Origin of the sequence: Streptomyces sp. NPDC020875 (genome assembly GCF_040641415.1) — a bacterium.
Taxonomy (GTDB): domain Bacteria; phylum Actinomycetota; class Actinomycetes; order Streptomycetales; family Streptomycetaceae; genus Streptomyces.
This window is the reverse complement of sequence record NZ_JBFADP010000011.1, coordinates 13,376-29,412: the sequence shown is the minus strand read 5'-3', so window position 1 is coordinate 29,412 and position 16,037 is coordinate 13,376. Positions and strand designations below refer to the sequence as shown.

Genomic DNA, 16,037 nt, shown 5'->3' with positions numbered 1-16,037 from the left:
CGTGTACGAGACACCGGACGAATGGGATGCGCACTACCGCGAGGGAAGAGGCTTCCGGCCGCTCGGGGAACGCGAGCGGGCCCTGCTCACCGAGCACGTCCCCGCGCCGGACGGAGACGGCCGGGCGCTCGACGTGGGCAGCGGCACCGGCGAACTGGCCGCCCATCTCGCTACCTCCGGGTACCGGGTCGACGCCGTGGACTACACCGCCAGTGCCCATGACCGTGCCCGCAGCGAGCACCCCGGCAGCGACCGGATACGCCGGATCCTCCTGGACGTCGAGCACGGCGACCCGGACTGCCTCGACCCCGGCGGGTACGACCTGATCACGCTCCGGCTCGTCTATCCGTTCCTCACCTGCCGGACAGGGGTGGTGCGCGGGCTCGGGCAGCGGCTTCGGCCCGGCGGCGCGCTGGTGGTCATCACCCCCACCGCTGCGGACGTCCCTCGGGACCGGCGGGACATCGCGCTCGACGAAGCCGAGATCGCCCTGCTGGCCGGGGACTGGGAGACGGCCGAGCGGCTGGACGCGGACGGCCTCACCCTGCTCATCCTGCGCGGCCACCGCCCGCCGGCGACACGGGCGGTGGAGAAGGGCACGCCCGCGGGGCACGCCCTGATCGGGGCGCTGGCCGTCGTCACCGACGACGCCGGCCGGGTCCTGCTCGGGCGCTCCGCCCAGGGCATGCTGGAGCTGCCCGGAGGGAAGAGCGCGGGCGCCGAGGATCTGGCCGCCGCCGCAGTACGGGAGCTGGAGGAGGAGACCGGGCTGGTCGCCGCCCCGGACAGCGCGGTGGTGGTGACGATGCTCCTCGACGCCGTCGTCGGAGTGCCGCGGCTGACCGCCGTGGTCCGCGTCACCGCCTGGTCGGGGACGCTGTCCAACCCGGAGCCCCAGCTGTTCGCCAAGTGGGAGTGGCACACCCTCGCCTCCCTCGCGGCCCTGGGCCCGGTGTTCACCCCGGCCGCGCACGCGCTGAACGAGATCTGGCCCGGGACCCTTCCCGGCCTGCCACCGGTCACCTCCTACCCGCTCGCCGCCGGCCAGCCGCCCGTCCCCGGAGAACCCGCGGAAGCGGTACGGCTGCGCCGTGCGATGGCCGACGCCGTGACCGCCGGCGGCTGGGCCGCCTCCGAGCCGGTCCAGACGGCGCTGCGGACCGTCCCCCGCCACCGGTACATGCCGGAGCAGGATCTGCGCACCGCGTACGACGACGATGCCGCCCCGGTCACCCGCCGCAGCGCGACGGGGCGGGCGACCAGCTCGGTGTCCGCGCCGTGGCTCCAGGCCGACATGATCGAGAGCCTGCGGCTGCGGCCGGGGGCGGTGGTGTTCGAGGCGGGGTCCGGCGGCTACAACGCCGAACTGCTCGCCCAGGTCGCCGGACCTGGGGGCCGGGTCGTCACCGGCGACATCGACCCCTACGTCGTCCAGCGCACCCGCCGCTTCACCGCGGAAGCCGGCAGCGGGCGGGTGACCGCCTTCCAGGGCGACGCGGCCGCCGGCGCCCCCGCCCGCCTGGCGCCCCGGGACGGCTTCGACGGCATCATGATCACCTACAACGTGCGGGACATCGCCCCGCCGTGGCGGGAGCAGCTCGCCGACGGCGCGATCCTCGTGCTCCCGCTGGAAATCCACGGCTACACCCGGGCGATCGCCTTCGAGCGGCGCGGGGAGGTGCTGCACGCCAGGAAGTTCACCCACTGCGGGTTCGTCCGGGCCCAGGGCGCCCACGCCCGCCGTGCCCCGGCCGTGGAGTTGCTCGACGGGGAGCTGCGGCTGCGGTTCGAGGACGGGCCGCCCGCCGGTACCGGCGGGCTGGAGGCGGCGCTGCGCGGACCCCGGCACGAGATCGCCACCGGGGTGACCATGGGGTCCGGGTTTTACTTCGGCTCGCTCCAGCTCTACACCGCAACGACCCAGACGGGGTTCTGCCGCCTGTCCGCCGACCGAGCCCGGGACAGCGGGACCGTGCGGCTCGCCCCGGGGGACGCCGCACCCGCCATCACCGGCGAAGGGTCTCTGGCCTACCTCACCTACGAGCAGATCCGCCACGGCGACACCCCCACGGAGAGTCTGTGGGAGTGGGCCGTCCACGCCTTCGGCGACCAAGGCCCCCGGCTTGCCGAACGCCTCGCCGCCACGGTGCGGGCCTGGGACCGGGACGTCCGGAACGGCGCCGAGGACCCCGCCCTGTCCGTCCACCCGGCCGGTACGCCCGATGACCAGCTGCCCGCGGGCGACATCCTCGACAAGGCGCACTGCCGCCTGGTGTTCCAGTGGCCGGGCCGACCCGCCACCCGCCCGGCACCCGCCGAATCCGGATCCGCCCCCGCGGTGCGGACCGGGAACCCGCCCGGATCCGCCACCGCCACCGCCACGGAGGTGCGCACCTCATGAACCTGCGCTTCTTCTTCCACCGCCACTACGGTGATGCCGTCCAGGCCGCCGGAGTGGTCATGATGGCCCTGGGCCTGCTGGTCCTGCAGTCAGGTACTGCCGCGATCCTCACCAGCTCGTCCGGAGTGGTGCTCCTCGGCGGCGCCATTGCCCTCCAGACCCGGCACCGCACCGGACCGCTGTGCGAGGAGTGCGTCCGGGTGGTCACGCTCAACGCCAGTGAGGAGATCGAGAACAACCGCCGCTGGCGGCTGGCACTGACGGTCTTCCACCGCGCCTTCGCCACCCCGGCACGCATGCGCTTGGTGTACGGGACGCAGACGGTCCTGCTGCTGTTGGGCCTGCCGCCCCTCTACTCACTCGCCGGCCTGGAGAACGCGCTCCCCGTCTCCCGGGTCTTCCTCATCGCGGGACTCACCACCGTGGCCGGCGTCCAGTGGCTCCTGCGGACACACAACCGTTTCAGGCCGTGGTGCCCTCACTGCCGCCACGGCGGCCGCGGGCCGCGCCCCTCCACCCCGGTTTCCCCGGACGGTCCGGGGCCCCTGGCGCCGGTGTAGTCCGCCCCGGGCTCCGGGGTGGCAGCCGTTCGGGAGTCGGAAACGTGTGCCCCCTTGTGTGCCTCCCCGGGGGGGGGCTGGTCGGTGGCGGGCTGGCGGTCCGATGAGCTGCGGGTGCGGGAGAAAGGGGGCAGGGCGTGGAGGGTGTCCGGTTACGGGATGCGGTCGGGGTGTCGTGTGGGGGCGGGGTCATCCGTGGGGGCCGTCGTTCAGGCGGCCCGGGCGCGGGTGAGGAGTTCGGGCACGCCCTCGCCGGTGGCGTAGGCCGTGAAGCGGGGGATGAGGTCTTGGACGAGCTGGACGCAGCGGGGGGCTCCGATGGCCTGGGCGAGGGTGAGGGCTTCCCGGGCGGCAGTGGCCGCGCGTTCGGGCTCGCGCCGGTCGAGGTGGGATGCCGCCTGGTAGGCGAGGAAGACTCCGCGGGTCTTCGCGCGGGCGGCGGGCAGCAGGTCCTGTCCTTCCCGGATCAGCCGGTGCGCACCGGGGTCGCCGAGGTCGCCGAGGGCCTGGCCGCTGTCGACGGCGAGGTCGGCGTCGGAGAGCCAGGTGCAGAACGCGGGCCGCTGGCGGGTTGCGGCGGCGCCGAGCTGGTGCTCGGCCGCTGCGAGGTGGCGGAGGGTTTCCTTCTTCTCTCCTTGGGCGGCGAGTGCCCTGGCCCGGCGCAGGTGGAGCAGGGCGCGGGCGGCGGGGTGGTCGGCCCGGGTGAGGGCGTGGTGGAGGATCGCGGCGGCGGTGGTGTGGTCGCCGCGCCAGGTGGCGCCGTAGGCGAGGTCGCCGAGGGCGGCGGCGCCGAGGTCGCGGTCGCCCGCGGCGTGGGCGCTGTGGAGTCCGGCGGTCCAGTAGGCGGTGGCGTCCTGGTGGCGGCCGAGGTCGAAGCGGTGCCATCCGGCGCTCTGGCAGAGGCTGGCGGCGAGGGTGTGCAGGCGGAGCCCGAGGGGGCGGGTGTAGCGGCCGTGGGCGATGAGGTCGCTGACGGTGGCCAGGTGTGCGTCGAGGAGGGGTGCGGCGTGCTGGCGCTGTTCGGTGACGAGGGCGGTGAGACGGCTCGCGGTGTCTTCGAGGAAGTCGACGAGTTCGCCGCCGACGGGCCGGCCGGCGGGGGCGGGTGCGAGGGGGTGGGTGTCGGCGTGGGCCCAGTCGGCGGCGAGGGCGGTGAGGGCGGCGCCGGGAACGGTGAGGAGGAGGGCGCGTCGGTCCACGGTCAGGGCCTCTCGGATCGCGGGAACGGTGCTGAAGGGGGTCAGGGGGATCACCCCGCAGGGCAGCCAGCGGGGCCACGGCCGGGCGTCCACGGCCTCCTGGGGAATCCCGAGCGCCTCGGCGAGGTAGCTCTGGGAGTGTGCGTCGGGGATGACCCCGTTGACCTCCCACTTGCGGATCCGGTGCCGGTCCACGCCCGAGCGCAGACCGCGGCGCAGGGCCGCGGCGCGGATCGCCCGGGCCAGGTCGGCGCGGTTCATCCCCCGGGCTTGGCGGGCGAGGGTCAGACGATGTCCGGTGAGCTCGGTCACACCCTCCATCCAACACCCGCAGAGGTCCCGCGCGCAGGGGTCCCGGGAACGGGACCCCCGCCGGGACCCCCTCCAACTCCTGTACGAAAAGGCGTGGTTGCTCCGACTATTGGCTTCTTCCCCGCTGCATCCGGTCCGCCGCTCGTACTCCCACGCCGTCGCTCCGGAGGCCCGGGAGGGCGATCGGCCCGCTCCGGCGCGGCCCAGCCGGGGGGTTCCCACGCTCAGGCGGGCTGCGGCAGCTGTCCCTCAACGGCATTGGACGGTGGTGTGATGACGCGTACGGGATCCGGCGCGCGGACAGGCGGCTTTGGTGAGGAACTAGTCAGGCTCCTCCAGGAGCTGGGATGGCGGGCGGACGCCGTCTCGGCGTCGCTGGAGTACCGCGACCTCGCCCACGTCGAGGGGCACAGGGCCGCATGAGCCTGAACAGTGCCTATTGGATGAAATACGCCGTTGGCGTCGCACAGAGGGCGTCGCCGTCAGGCCGGCGGGTCGGTGTTGCGCTCGTCTCTGAACGTGACGAGCTGATTTGCTCCGCTTTCGAGGGAGAAGTGCGAGGCGCATCCTGGTATCGCACTCTGCGGAGCAAGGTGCGAGAGCTCGGAACACGCAGCGCGCACAGCGCATATCTGACGGTCAACACCCTGTCAGCGGACCGCGCGTTCGAGCTCGGCGAACTCTCGAAGGCAGTGCGCATCGACAGGGTCTATGTGGGTCTGCCGGACCCCGCGTTGACGAGGTACCTCGACGAAGATCCCGTCATCGGGCGAGGGCCTGTACACCGCTTCCCCGACGATCTGCAGCGTGAGATCCTCGCTCAGAACCAAGGCGCCTACGCAGCGAGTGGGCAGAACATCGAGTGCAACCCTCACTACTCGACGCATCGCATCAGTGAGACAGTTTCTTCCAGGTTGACGTCGAAGGGATTCGCGCTTTCCAGGAGCGATGTCCACGCGAACAGAGGGAGGGCCGCACTCGCTTCGCTGCTGTGCCGAATGTACGGAATCGAGCCTAAAGAGGCCGATCGCGTCGTTGGCGAAGCATTGTCCGAGGCGTTTGACGCGAAGTACGGCGCCTACGAATACGCTTTCGATGCCCGTGCCGCCAACCCGAAATGGACTGACGACTTCGCGTCGGTTCACAAGAGGTCGTCCGCAATTTCTCTGTCTGCCGCCACCATCCTCAACGTCGGCGTCGGAGGGGGTTACGAAGCAGCGGCTCTGTTCTCGGATTGCCCGCAGATCACCTTCGTCGACATCGCGGAGCGTGGTCTCGCAAACATACGCGGGCGCATCCCCTCGTCGAGAACCGTCACCTCCAGCGCCGAAGACCTGTCGGCCCTACCGGAGAACGGTTACGATCTGTATGTCTCCCTGAGGACGTACAACTCATCGTTCTTCGACACGTCCGCAGCCGCCTCGGAGGCGCACAGGGTACTGAAGCCGGGCGCGGTGATCATCGTCTCCGTGGCCAACGGATTTCTGTACACTCAGCGGGGTCGTGTTGTGCCGGGATTGATAATCCCGGGTACGGACTTCGTCGACATCTATCGCGGGATGGACACAGCGAGCCTGGTCGGCATGGAACTCGTTCGTGCCGGATTCAAGGACATTCGCACGTTCCCGACCAGTACCGAGATTTACCTGTCGGCTGTCGCCGCCTGACATTTCCGCCGGTCCTTCGGCGGCCGCGTCCGCGGCTTCCGTCAGATCTGTGGGGCGGCTGGATCGCAAACGGGTGGATGCGACTGGAGTGTTCAGAGTGACAAGCCTGAAGGAAGGACTTCTGCCATGAGCGGGCCAGTGACCGTTGCCCAGCGGATCCTGCGGTTCAACGAGGAACTCGCGGGAACTGTGCTCGAAGTGCCTCCCGGGTTCGCGGTCATCAATCCGTTCAGCGGCCCCCGGAAGGAACGCGTCCGGGAGGTGACGGCGGCGTTCTACGGCAAGTACTACGACGATGGCAAGCCGCGGCGCCTGGTCCTGGGGAGCTCGCCCGCCCGGCGCGGCACGGCCGTGACCGGGGTCCCGTTCGAAGACGCCAAGCTCCTCGAAAGCGAAACGGGAGTCGACGTCGATGGCTATGCGGTCAGCCGGCCCTCCGCCGGGTTTCTGCACGACGTCATCAGGCGCTACGGGGGCCGCGACACGTTCTACGCCGACTTCGTCATGAGTTTCGTGTGTCCCCTCGGTCTCGTGAGAACGAAACCCGGAGGGAAAGAGGTCAACTGCAACTACTACGAGAACAAGAAGCTGCTGGAGCTCCTGCGCTCCTTCCTCGTGGACACGCTGGAGCGCCAGTTGGCGTTCGGTACCGACACTTCGGTGTGCTACTGCATCGGCAGCGGCGAGAACTTCAGATTCCTCACGAAAGTGAACGAGGGCCAGCGCTTTTTCACGAGCATCGTGCCCTTGGAGCACCCGCGGTTCATCACCCAGTACAACGGGGACAGGAAGGAAGAGTACGCCCAGAAGTACCTCAACGCCCTCCGTGGACAACACGCGTAGCAGGCGTGCCTCTGGAACGCTCGTCCACTTTTCAGCTGAGGCAGTAAACCCCAACGCGTTGGAACGGGAAGAAGGAGAGCAACACATTGGCGGCCTTAGACAGGGTTCTGGTCCACTTCGACTCGGAACGCGTGAGCGTCTTCCACTCCCGGAGCGGTGAGCTGGAACTGCTCAAGAGGGAGCGGATCGCGTTCGGGGGAACTCTCGCCCCCGACGTGCTGGCCGAACGAGTCGGCGAGTTCTGCTCCGGCCTCAACGAGTTCCACGATGTCGTCGACAACAGGGGAACACGGTTGTACGCCACCGGGGCGTTCCAGCAGCTCTCGCAGCCGGACGCGGCCACTCTGGTCAACAGCGTCTACGTCGACACCGGCCTCTACTTCAACATAGTCGCCTCTGAGCTGCAGCGGTTCTACCTGGAAACGGGCATGTCCGCCTGCGGATCGGACGACATGGTGGAAGGCGTGATCCGGCAGGAGTTCCGGAATGCTGTCGTCTGCGGCAGTTTCCAGCAGTCCCTGGAGTACATCGAGGACACCGTCGCCCGGCTGCGCGGGAGTGGCGCCGATGTGCTCAGCCCGCTGAGCACCAGGATCAAGCCGGAGACCGTGGGCACCGACTTCATTCTTTTCGACTATCAGGATCTTCTGAAGAACGAACGCGATACGTGGCGGCACAAGTGCGTACACATGGACGCGTTCCGGGAAGCCGATGCCGTCATCGTGTGCAACCCCGGCGGGCTCGTCGGGAAAGGAACGATCTTCGAGCTCGGCTTCATGGCCGCACTGTCCAAGAGGGTCATCTTCACGGAGGAGCCCCGGGGCGTCTCCGTCTTCTTCCCCTGCGAGGTCGGCCTGGGAGTCTGAGCGCTCCCGTTGAGCGCTGCGGCATTCCGCCCCGGTCCTTCTTTCCCGGTCAATACCACGCGATGGTCCGGCCGGGGCAGCCCCGGGAGCAGGTCTCCGCTCCCTCGGCGCTCTCGTTATCACCTGAACTCCCGCTCGGACATGACGATCCGGAAAGGACCCCGCCGGTGCGCGACTTAGGACCCTTCGACACAGTGCGCGACAAGCTGCGAGAGATCGTGGCGTCTGTCCTGGAAGTGGCAGAGGAAGACGTCGATTCTGGCGCCCTGTTCTACGAGGACCTCGGCATGAGCTCCCTGGAGAAGGCCGCGGTCACGGCCGCGGTCGAGCGTGAGTTCGGAGCCCTGTCCGCCGAGGAAGGCTCTGCCCTCACCAGCCTGGACGCCGCGGTCAGCGTGCTCGGTGAGCGGGCGGCGAACCACTGCACGGTCGACCTGATCGACCGCCTGGTGGCGGGTCATGTCCGCGCCGGCCGGGGCGATGGGGCCGCCTACCTCGACCCCACGGCCGGGGAGGTCACCTACGCGGGCCTTCTGGAGGCGGCACGCGGGTACGCGGGCGCCCTCAGGGCCGCGGAAGTGCCGGAGGGTACCCGCGGCCTCCTGGTCACCGACGACTCCGTGGCGACCGTGGTCGCCGTCCTCGGCCTGTGGTGGCACGGCTGCGTCCCCGTGCTGATCAGCCCGGTACTCACGGACGACGAAGTCCGCTACATCGGCGCGGACTGCGCCGCCGCGATGCTGCACCTCGACGCGGCCCCCAAACGGCAGCGAGCCCTGGAGGAGCTGTTCCCCACCACCACCCGGTTCTCCGGCGCGGACGTCCGCGCCGCTCTGGCCACGGTCGAACCCGGCCCCGCACGGCACCCGAAGAACGCCGGCCCCCCGGCCGCGTGGAATGCGGGGCGTGAGGCCCTCGTGCAGTACACCTCCGGAAGCACCGGCATGCCCAAGGGGGTACGGCACTCGGCGGGAGCGATCACGGCCATGGCCGACGGCATCGGCACCGTCCTGGCGCTGACTCCCGAGGACACCGTGCTCTCCAGCGCCCGGATGAGCTTCGGCTACGGCTTCGGCGCCTCCGTCCTGTGCCCGCTGGCGGCCGGCTCCCGCGTCGCGCTCATCAGCGGCCCGGTCGACGTCCACGCGCTCGCCGCCGCGATACAGCGACACCGGCCCACCGTGCTGTTCTCCGTCCCGCGGCTGTACGCCGCACTGCTGAACGCACCCGGAACGGCGGCGGACGCCTGCGGCCCTGTGCGGCTGTGCGTGGCGGCGGGCGAGAATCTTCCCGCGCCGCTCGGCGAACGGATACGCACCGCCTTCCAGGCCGGGCTGCTCAACGGCCTCGGCGCCACCGAGGTCCTCCACATCGTCGTCGGCACACCGCCGGAGGGCGGGCGTCCGGGCACCTTCGGCGTCCCGGTCCCCGGGACCACCGCGACCGTCCGCGCCGCGGACGGCACGCCCGTCGCCGACGGCCTGGAGGGCCGGCTGCACATCGCCGGCCCGACCGTCGCCCTCGGATACATCGGCCGCCCGGAGGCCGATGCGGTCACCTTCGCCGACGGCGGCGCCTACACCGGCGACGTGGTGCGCCGTGCGCCGGACGGCACGTTCACCCATCTCTGCCGCACCGATGACCTGCTCAACCTGGGCGGCTACAAAGTCGCGCCGGGCGAGATCGAGAACGTCATCCGCAGCGCTGAGGGGATCCAGGACTGCGCGGTGGTCGGCGGCCGCGACGCCGACGGCCTGGAGCAGGCCGTGGCGTACCTGGTGGCCCGGCCGGGATGCGACGAAGCCGTGGTGCGCCGCGCGGTGATCGCCGCGATCCGTAGCGCTCTCGCCGCCCACAAGCGGCCCGCCCGCCTGGAGTTCCTCGCCGGGCTCCCGACGACGTCGACCGGGAAGCTGGCCGCCTTCGCCCTGCGGAAGGCGGCCGGCCAGCCGTGACCTGGGACATCACGGGCATGGCCGCCGTCGCCAACATCGGCGCCAGCCTCGAAGACATATTCGCCGCACTGTGCGCGGGCCAGGAGAGCCGCGCACCCCTGAGAGCGTTCGACCCCGGCAAGTACCGGGCGGCCTACGCCTACGAGATCGACGACCGACCCGCGGCCGGAGGCGACATCCCCCGACGCGCCACCCGCTGGCTCACCACCGTCGTCCGCCAGGCAGCCGCCGACGCGGGCCTGGGCGAGGACCTGTCGCAGATACCCGTGCTGGTCGGAACCACCATGCGCGAGCAGCGCAGCCTCGAGCTGTGGTGGCGCGAGAACGCGGACGTCACGCTCGAAGAACTGCACTTCGGCACCGCCCTGAAGCAAGCCTTCGGGGCATCCAACACGTATACCTTCGCCAACGCCTGCTCCGCCACCCTGTACGCGCTCGGCCTGGCCACCGACATGATCGAGTCCGGCCTGGCCGACACGGTCGTCGTCGCGGGCACCGACGCCGCCACCGAGAGCGGCTTCGGCACACTCGACCGGGTACAGAACGACATCCCCGGCGCGCTGCGCCCCTTCGACACCACGCACAAGGGCATGCTGATGGGCGAGGGCGCGGCGGCCGTCGTCGTCCAGCGCACCGGCACCGGACGAGTACCTGTGCACGCCCGGGTGCGCGGCGTGTCCCTGAACTGCGACGCCCACCACGCCACCGCCCCCGACCCCGACGGCATCACCCGCGCGGTGAAGGACGCCTACCGCAGGGCGGGGGTCCGGGCGCACGACATCGACCTGGTGATGCTGCACGGCAGCGGCACCCCCCTCAACGACGTGACCGAGGCGAGCGTCCTGAACCGCATCTTCCACGGCGTACGGCCCGGTCCGCGGATGACCGCCATCAAGGCGATGACCGGCCACACCCTGGGCGGTTCGGGACTCCTCAGCCTCCAGATGGCGCTCCTCGCCATGAAGGAAGGGACGGTCCCCCCGGTCCTGGGCCTCACCGATCCGATCCCCGAGGCCACGCAACTGGGCCTGGTCCAGGGCGCCCCCGCAGCCGGCGACCTGGCCATCGCGCAGATCGACGCCTTCGGCTTCGGAGGGATCAACGCCGTCGCAATCGTGGAGGCATCCCCATGAGCGGAACGAGCACCGCACGAACGAGCGACCCGAGCTCGCGGACGGTCGTCGTCACGGGCATCGGATTGGCGCTCCCGGGTGTCGCGACGTACGGCGACCTCCTCGGGCCGCTGCCCGGCGAGGGCGGCTTCGACCCGGCCACCGGACTGACCGGACGCGAGCTGCGCCACAAGGACCGTGCGTCCCGGCTCGCCCTGCGAGCCGTCGAGTCCGCCCTTGACGACGCGGGCCTGACCGACGCCACCGCGGCGTTCACGGGCGCGGCCGATGCGACCGCCGTCGTGGTCAGCACCAACCTGGGCAACGCGGACAGCGTCTGCGACGCCGCCGACACCATCGCCGCAGAGGGCGTCAGGGGCTTGAGCCCGCTCGGCCTGCCCCGGACATCGAGCAACGTCGTCGCCGGCTGGGTGGCCATCCGCTACGGCCTGCGCGGCCCCAACCTCACTGTCTGCAACGGCGCAACGAGCGGGCTGGACGCCCTCGCCTGGGCCCGGAACCTCATGCTGGCCGGGCGCGCCGAAGCAGCCGTCGTCGTCGGCGTCGAACCAGCAGGCGCCGTGACAGAGAAGCTGCTCGGCGAGCAGTCCACCGACACGGCGGTCGCCGTCGTCCTCGAACCAGCGGACCCAGCCGGCGATCGTGGCGCACGGCCGCGCGCCACGATCGCCGGGCACGCACGGGCCCAGGACCTCGCCGAGGCACTCTCCTACGCCGGTATGACGCAGACGACAACCATCGGACTGTGGCTCGGGGACGAAGCGAGTGCCGGAGCGGGCCATCTGCTCGCAGCCACGCGCCGGATCGACCTGGAAGCCCAGCTGGGCCCGCTGTCCGGGGCACTGGGCGTACTGCAGTGCGCCGCCGCGGCCGCCCACTTCGAGACCGGCGCCACCGGAAACGTACTCGCCACGGTCGGCGGCCCCCGCCACGACGCGACAGCCGCTCTGCTGCTCACCCCGTGGCCGACCACTCGTCCATCCACCCAGGAGCCGGGGGAACACCCATGACCACTGCGACCGTGAGCATCGAGGAACTCCGCGCCCTGATAGCCGGCGTCCTGGAGATCGAACCCGAAGAGGTCACCGACCAGGCACACTTCACCGAAGAACTCGACATCGACTCGCTGCTGATGCTCGAGATCTCCACCCGCCTGGAGACCTCGTACGGCGTCCCGGAGAACACGGTGGCCGTCAGCGGGGCCCAAAACCTCTCCCAACTGCACGCCCTTCTCCTCTCCAAGCTCGTCGGCGAGACAGCCGCCGGGCCGGTCATCCGCCCGAGGCCGCTGAGCGACCCGGCGGTGCGCCTGTTCCTGTTCCACCACGCCGGCGGCTCGCACCTGCTCTACCGGGGCTGGGCAGAGCACTTCCCGAAGGGATGGGAACTCTGCCTCCTGGAAGCGCCCGGCCGAGGGCAGCTGCAGGCGCTGCCGCTGATCGACGACTGCGACCGGTTGGTCGACTACTTCCACACCGCGATCGAACCGCTCCTCGACCGGCCCTTCGGGTTCTTCGGCCACAGCATGGGCGCCGCCATCGCCTACCAGCTCACCCGCCGACTCCACCACGACCAGGACCCGCTCCCTGCCTGGCTGGGGGTGTCCGCCTACGGCGCCCCACGGTCAGAGGCCGGCACCGAGGGGCGCCCACACCTGATGTCCGACGACGAGCTGCGCGGCTGGCTGCGGAACGTCGGCGGCAGCACACCGCAACTCCTCGACAACGACACCGTCTGGCGCCAGTTCGCCCCGGTGTTCCGCAACGACTTCACACTCCTGGAAAACTGGACGCCGCCTCACGGCCGCGAGCCGCTGCCCGTTCCGCTCTCCACATTCGGGGGCCGCCACGACAAGCTGACCGGCGAGGAGTATCTGCTCTCCTGGCAGGCGTTCACCACGCACTTCCGCGGACTCGAAAGCTACGAGGGCGACCACTTCTACCTAATGAACCACCAACAACCACTCGCTGCCGCCATCACAGCCGCGATGCGCGCCGCCGCAGCATGAGCGCGCCCCCACCACCACGTCACCCGCTCGATGGTCAAGTCCAAGAGGGCGCCCGGACAGGCGTTAGGGGCGGGCGCTCAGGCGTCGGGATCGACTTCGGGGTGCGTGAACCGCACCGGCCTGCCCAGCGACCGGGCGTGCGCGATCTCGGCCCGGGTGCTGTCTCCGATGTAATCGCCGACCACGAGCACCGTGTCGGCGAGCAGGATCTTCGACCGGTGCAAGGCGTCGAGCCGAACCTTCAGCGCCTCAGCCTCGACAGGATCGGACCAGAACTCATGCGACGACTTCAGGTCGCAACCCGGCTTGACCACAATCCGTCCGGCCATGGTCTCCCGCACATCAGCCTCAGCCATCTCCGCCATGAAACGAGTGGAGCCGCAAATCACAACAATTTCCGGGCAACCCACCCGCTTCTTCGCCTCGGCGAGCTGCTCCTCCGGGGTGATCACGTGCGGGGACGACACTGGTTCCTCCTGGTGGTGCGGCCCGAGGGCTGGCTGCGCAGACGAGAACGAAGGCATCCACGATCACCGTACGGTGATCGACACGAACACCCCGCGCCAGCACTTTATGCGACGAGCACCCCTGCCCGGCGCCGTAGCGCCGCCGGTCGGCGCTACGGCTCGCCGGTGCGATGCCGGGCTGGTCGCCATCGCCCTGAAGGGCCGATAGCGGTTGCCGCGTCCATCATCTCGATCAGCCGGTTCACGCGGCACGGGGGCCGCCGTGTCGCTCTGACCGGCCGGGCGCCTGCCGGCAGCCGGTGGCGATGCCGGGTCGCGGGCCCGGGCACCGCGACGCCCGAACGAGTGATGCTCCACCAGATGGCCGCACTGACGCGGCGCCGTCCGTCGGCGACCTGGAGGCCACGGTCCGCACCCGCCACCGGATCGCCCCGAGCCGCATGGCACCCCCCACGGCATCTGTCCGCTGGCTCCGTTCGCTTCGACGAGGAGACCATGTCCACCCCATCTCACCGACCCGCCCCCAAGCCTGTCTCCGCGGAGGAGGAGCAGATCACGGCCGTCGCCGCCACGCTGATGCTCGCCTACGGACTGCACCCGGCAGACATCACGCGCATCCCGGAAGGCACCGCGACGGACAACTACGCCGTCGTGGACCAGGAGGGCCGGCGGCACTTCGCCAAGGTCTACCGCACCCGCGAACACCTGCATCCGGAGCGGACGTCGGTCGAACTGTCCGAATACTGCGCCGACGGCGGCGTCGCGACCGCGCGGGCCACCCGCACCCGCGAGCACGAACTCATCCAGGCCCACGGCCCGCTGCCGATGTCCCTGTGGTCGTACGTGCCGCACACCGCGAGCGCCGAAGGCGGCCTGGCGGGTGCACGGTGGGCAGCGGCCGGCACGGCGATGGGCCGCCTTCACAACAGGCTCGCCTCTCACCCCGCCGCCGCACCCAGGCGGGAACCCGGCGCCGCGGTATGTGACATGGCTGCCTCGCGGGACCGCTTCGAGCGCCTGATCCATGCGTACCAGCACAAGTCCAGGCTCGGGGAATTCGAGACGTGGGCCCTCCAAGCCTCGCGTGAGCGGCAGGCCATCCTGGAAGACGTCGAGCGCGCCCTCGCATCACTTCCTCAGCTGACCGTCCAGGTCCTGCACGGCGACATGGCCGGCCCCAACGTCCTGTTCAACGACAACGAGGTCGCCGCGATCGTCGACTTCCGACCGCCAGCATCCGGGTACCTTGCCTGGGAGATCGCGCGTCTCGGCTGCGACCCCAAGAGCGTGCTGGACAACAGTGCGGAGAGCTGGCTCACCGGATACACAGATCTCACCTTGGCCTACCGGGACGCCAACCCGAGCGCGTCCCCGGACGATCTCGTGTCCTCGCTGCGTGTCGGTTGTGCAGCCATGCTCTGCTCGGCCTTCCCGCTGTCGGTACCAGTGGAACGGCCCCACATCGTCGACGCCGCGATGGAAGCCTACGGGCGGGTACGGCATGAGGCGGCCCTGATCCTGCTGGACCGACTCCCAACCATGGAGGAGGCCCTGCGCGACGCTCTTCGCTGAATCCGGCCCCCACGCTGCGGCATAGCTCACGCAAGCCTCAACCCGGACACCGAACTCGCATGTCCGGACCTGCTGTGGACCGCTGCATCCACACCGGCTCGATGCCGGGCACGCCCTCCACGATGGTGTCGCCGAGATGATCGCCCCGCCCCACCACGCAACCACCCCGGTTTCCCCGGACGGTCCGGGACTCCTGGCGCCGGTGCAGTCCGCCCCGGGCGGCATTTACCCCGGCCCGACCAGTGCTCGCCGGACCCCTCCGAAGCCGCGACGCAGTACCCGGACAGGGTGAAATCGTCACGATCGACTTCAGAACCGTCCGTCGCCGCAATACGCTCCGAGGGCGTGCTGAACTCTCGCTGGGAGACGTGCGTCGGTGCCGTCGGGCTGATCCCTCGGCGGCACCACCCCCAGTAAGTTCCAGGTGTTCCGCACCCTCCTCCCGGACCAGCCAGGTCGACCAAGGGGCCCACCGTAGACGGCTCCCGTCGGCGGGGCCGGGCAAGATCGTCTGATACCGCTCCGATGGCGACGGCCCCGAGACTGCTCTCTCTCCCCCCGGGACCGTCACGGTCGGCGTGGTGGTCAGAGGTCCAGGAGGCCGGGGCGGTGCCGGTACGGCGGAGGATGTGGGTGCCGCAGGCGCTGACGGTCAGGGCGTCGGCGCCGGGTCCGGGGCGTCCGGCGGTGATTCACGGTGCGGTGAGGCCGAGGCGTTCGGTCCACAGGTCGCGGGGTCCGGAGTGGGTGATCGTGGCGTGGTCGCAGTGCTGGGTGATCCTCGTCCAGGATCCGGTCGGCGGGTGCCCCAGGCCGTGGACGGGCTGACCGCCGGGACTGAAGGTGATGGCGAGCACGCCGTCGAGATCGACGCACACCCGGGTCAGGTTTTCGGCATGGCCCTGGCCGCCACCTCCGTGGCCCTGTGGCAGGCCCGGAGCACCCTCCGTGAACTCGACACGCTGTGGGCGCGACGATGACAGGACGGCGTCGCCCAGTGGGAACGCACCCACATACCCGTACCCGTACCCGTACGCCGGCACATCGTCGCCGT

Annotated in this window: 14 protein-coding genes; 11 read left to right on the top strand and 3 right to left on the bottom strand. The window is 70.5% G+C overall.

Features of this window, described 5'->3' with window-relative positions; genetic code table 11:
• Position 1 precedes the first annotated feature (1 nt).
• Both fxlM and AB0G74_RS08535 read left to right on the top strand, forming a co-directional pair.
• Positions 2-2,401: a methyltransferase, FxLD system gene (gene fxlM, locus AB0G74_RS08540; protein ID WP_361142063.1), complete on the top strand. Its 2,400-nt coding sequence runs from the start codon at positions 2-4 to the stop codon at positions 2,399-2,401.
• Positions 2,398-2,961, top strand: coding sequence for a hypothetical protein (locus AB0G74_RS08535; protein ID WP_361142061.1), 564 nt, complete (start codon positions 2,398-2,400; stop codon positions 2,959-2,961). Before fxlM ends, AB0G74_RS08535 begins: the two co-directional genes overlap by 4 nt.
• Before the next feature lie 209 nt (positions 2,962-3,170).
• Here the strand turns inward: AB0G74_RS08535 and AB0G74_RS08530 are convergent, their stop codons facing one another.
• Positions 3,171-4,472 (bottom strand): XRE family transcriptional regulator, encoded by a 1,302-nt coding sequence (locus AB0G74_RS08530; RefSeq protein WP_361142060.1) that lies wholly within the window; start codon positions 4,470-4,472, stop codon positions 3,171-3,173.
• Positions 4,473-4,745: 273 nt separating this feature from the next.
• On the opposite strand from AB0G74_RS08530, the gene AB0G74_RS08525 reads away from it, so the two are divergent.
• The 8 genes from AB0G74_RS08525 (at position 4,746) to AB0G74_RS08490 (ending at position 12,944) form a co-directional block, all read left to right on the top strand.
• Positions 4,746-4,895, top strand: coding sequence for a hypothetical protein (locus tag AB0G74_RS08525; protein WP_361142058.1), 150 nt, complete (start codon positions 4,746-4,748; stop codon positions 4,893-4,895).
• Positions 4,892-6,139 carry a class I SAM-dependent methyltransferase gene (locus AB0G74_RS08520; protein WP_361142056.1) on the top strand — a complete coding sequence of 416 codons (1,248 nt, stop codon included), beginning with the start codon at positions 4,892-4,894 and terminating at the stop codon, positions 6,137-6,139. Before AB0G74_RS08525 ends, AB0G74_RS08520 begins: the two co-directional genes overlap by 4 nt.
• A gap of 126 nt (positions 6,140-6,265) precedes the next feature.
• Positions 6,266-6,982 (top strand): uracil-DNA glycosylase family protein, encoded by a 717-nt coding sequence (locus tag AB0G74_RS08515; RefSeq protein WP_361142054.1) that lies wholly within the window; start codon positions 6,266-6,268, stop codon positions 6,980-6,982.
• Between the two features lie 86 nt (positions 6,983-7,068).
• Positions 7,069-7,848: a nucleoside 2-deoxyribosyltransferase gene (locus tag AB0G74_RS08510; RefSeq protein ID WP_361142052.1), complete on the top strand. Its 780-nt coding sequence runs from the start codon at positions 7,069-7,071 to the stop codon at positions 7,846-7,848.
• 167 nt (positions 7,849-8,015) lie between these two features.
• Positions 8,016-9,803, top strand: coding sequence for an AMP-binding protein (locus AB0G74_RS08505; RefSeq protein ID WP_361142050.1), 1,788 nt, complete (start codon positions 8,016-8,018; stop codon positions 9,801-9,803).
• A complete protein-coding gene (locus tag AB0G74_RS08500; RefSeq protein ID WP_361142048.1) occupies positions 9,800-10,936 on the top strand; it encodes a beta-ketoacyl synthase N-terminal-like domain-containing protein in 1,137 nt (378 codons plus the stop codon). Before AB0G74_RS08505 ends, AB0G74_RS08500 begins: the two co-directional genes overlap by 4 nt.
• The gene (locus AB0G74_RS08495) at positions 10,933-11,946 is read left to right on the top strand and encodes a beta-ketoacyl synthase N-terminal-like domain-containing protein (protein WP_361142047.1); all 1,014 of its coding nucleotides are present in this window, start codon (positions 10,933-10,935) and stop codon (positions 11,944-11,946) included. The genes AB0G74_RS08500 and AB0G74_RS08495 overlap by 4 nt, the downstream gene beginning before the upstream one ends.
• Complete coding sequence (locus AB0G74_RS08490; protein ID WP_361142045.1) at positions 11,943-12,944, top strand: alpha/beta fold hydrolase; 1,002 nt, start codon at positions 11,943-11,945, stop codon at positions 12,942-12,944. The genes AB0G74_RS08495 and AB0G74_RS08490 overlap by 4 nt, the downstream gene beginning before the upstream one ends.
• Positions 12,945-13,021: 77 nt before the next feature.
• Here AB0G74_RS08490 and AB0G74_RS08485 read toward each other — a convergent pair whose 3' ends face one another.
• A complete protein-coding gene (locus AB0G74_RS08485) occupies positions 13,022-13,411 on the bottom strand; it encodes a hypothetical protein (protein WP_361142043.1) in 390 nt (129 codons plus the stop codon).
• Between the two features lie 495 nt (positions 13,412-13,906).
• On the opposite strand from AB0G74_RS08485, the gene AB0G74_RS08480 reads away from it, so the two are divergent.
• Positions 13,907-14,983 carry a phosphotransferase gene (locus tag AB0G74_RS08480; protein WP_361142041.1) on the top strand — a complete coding sequence of 359 codons (1,077 nt, stop codon included), beginning with the start codon at positions 13,907-13,909 and terminating at the stop codon, positions 14,981-14,983.
• A gap of 692 nt (positions 14,984-15,675) precedes the next feature.
• On the opposite strand, the gene AB0G74_RS08475 is transcribed toward AB0G74_RS08480, so the two are convergent.
• Positions 15,676-15,861 (bottom strand): hypothetical protein, encoded by a 186-nt coding sequence (locus AB0G74_RS08475; RefSeq protein ID WP_361142039.1) that lies wholly within the window; start codon positions 15,859-15,861, stop codon positions 15,676-15,678.
• Positions 15,862-16,037 lie beyond the last annotated feature (176 nt).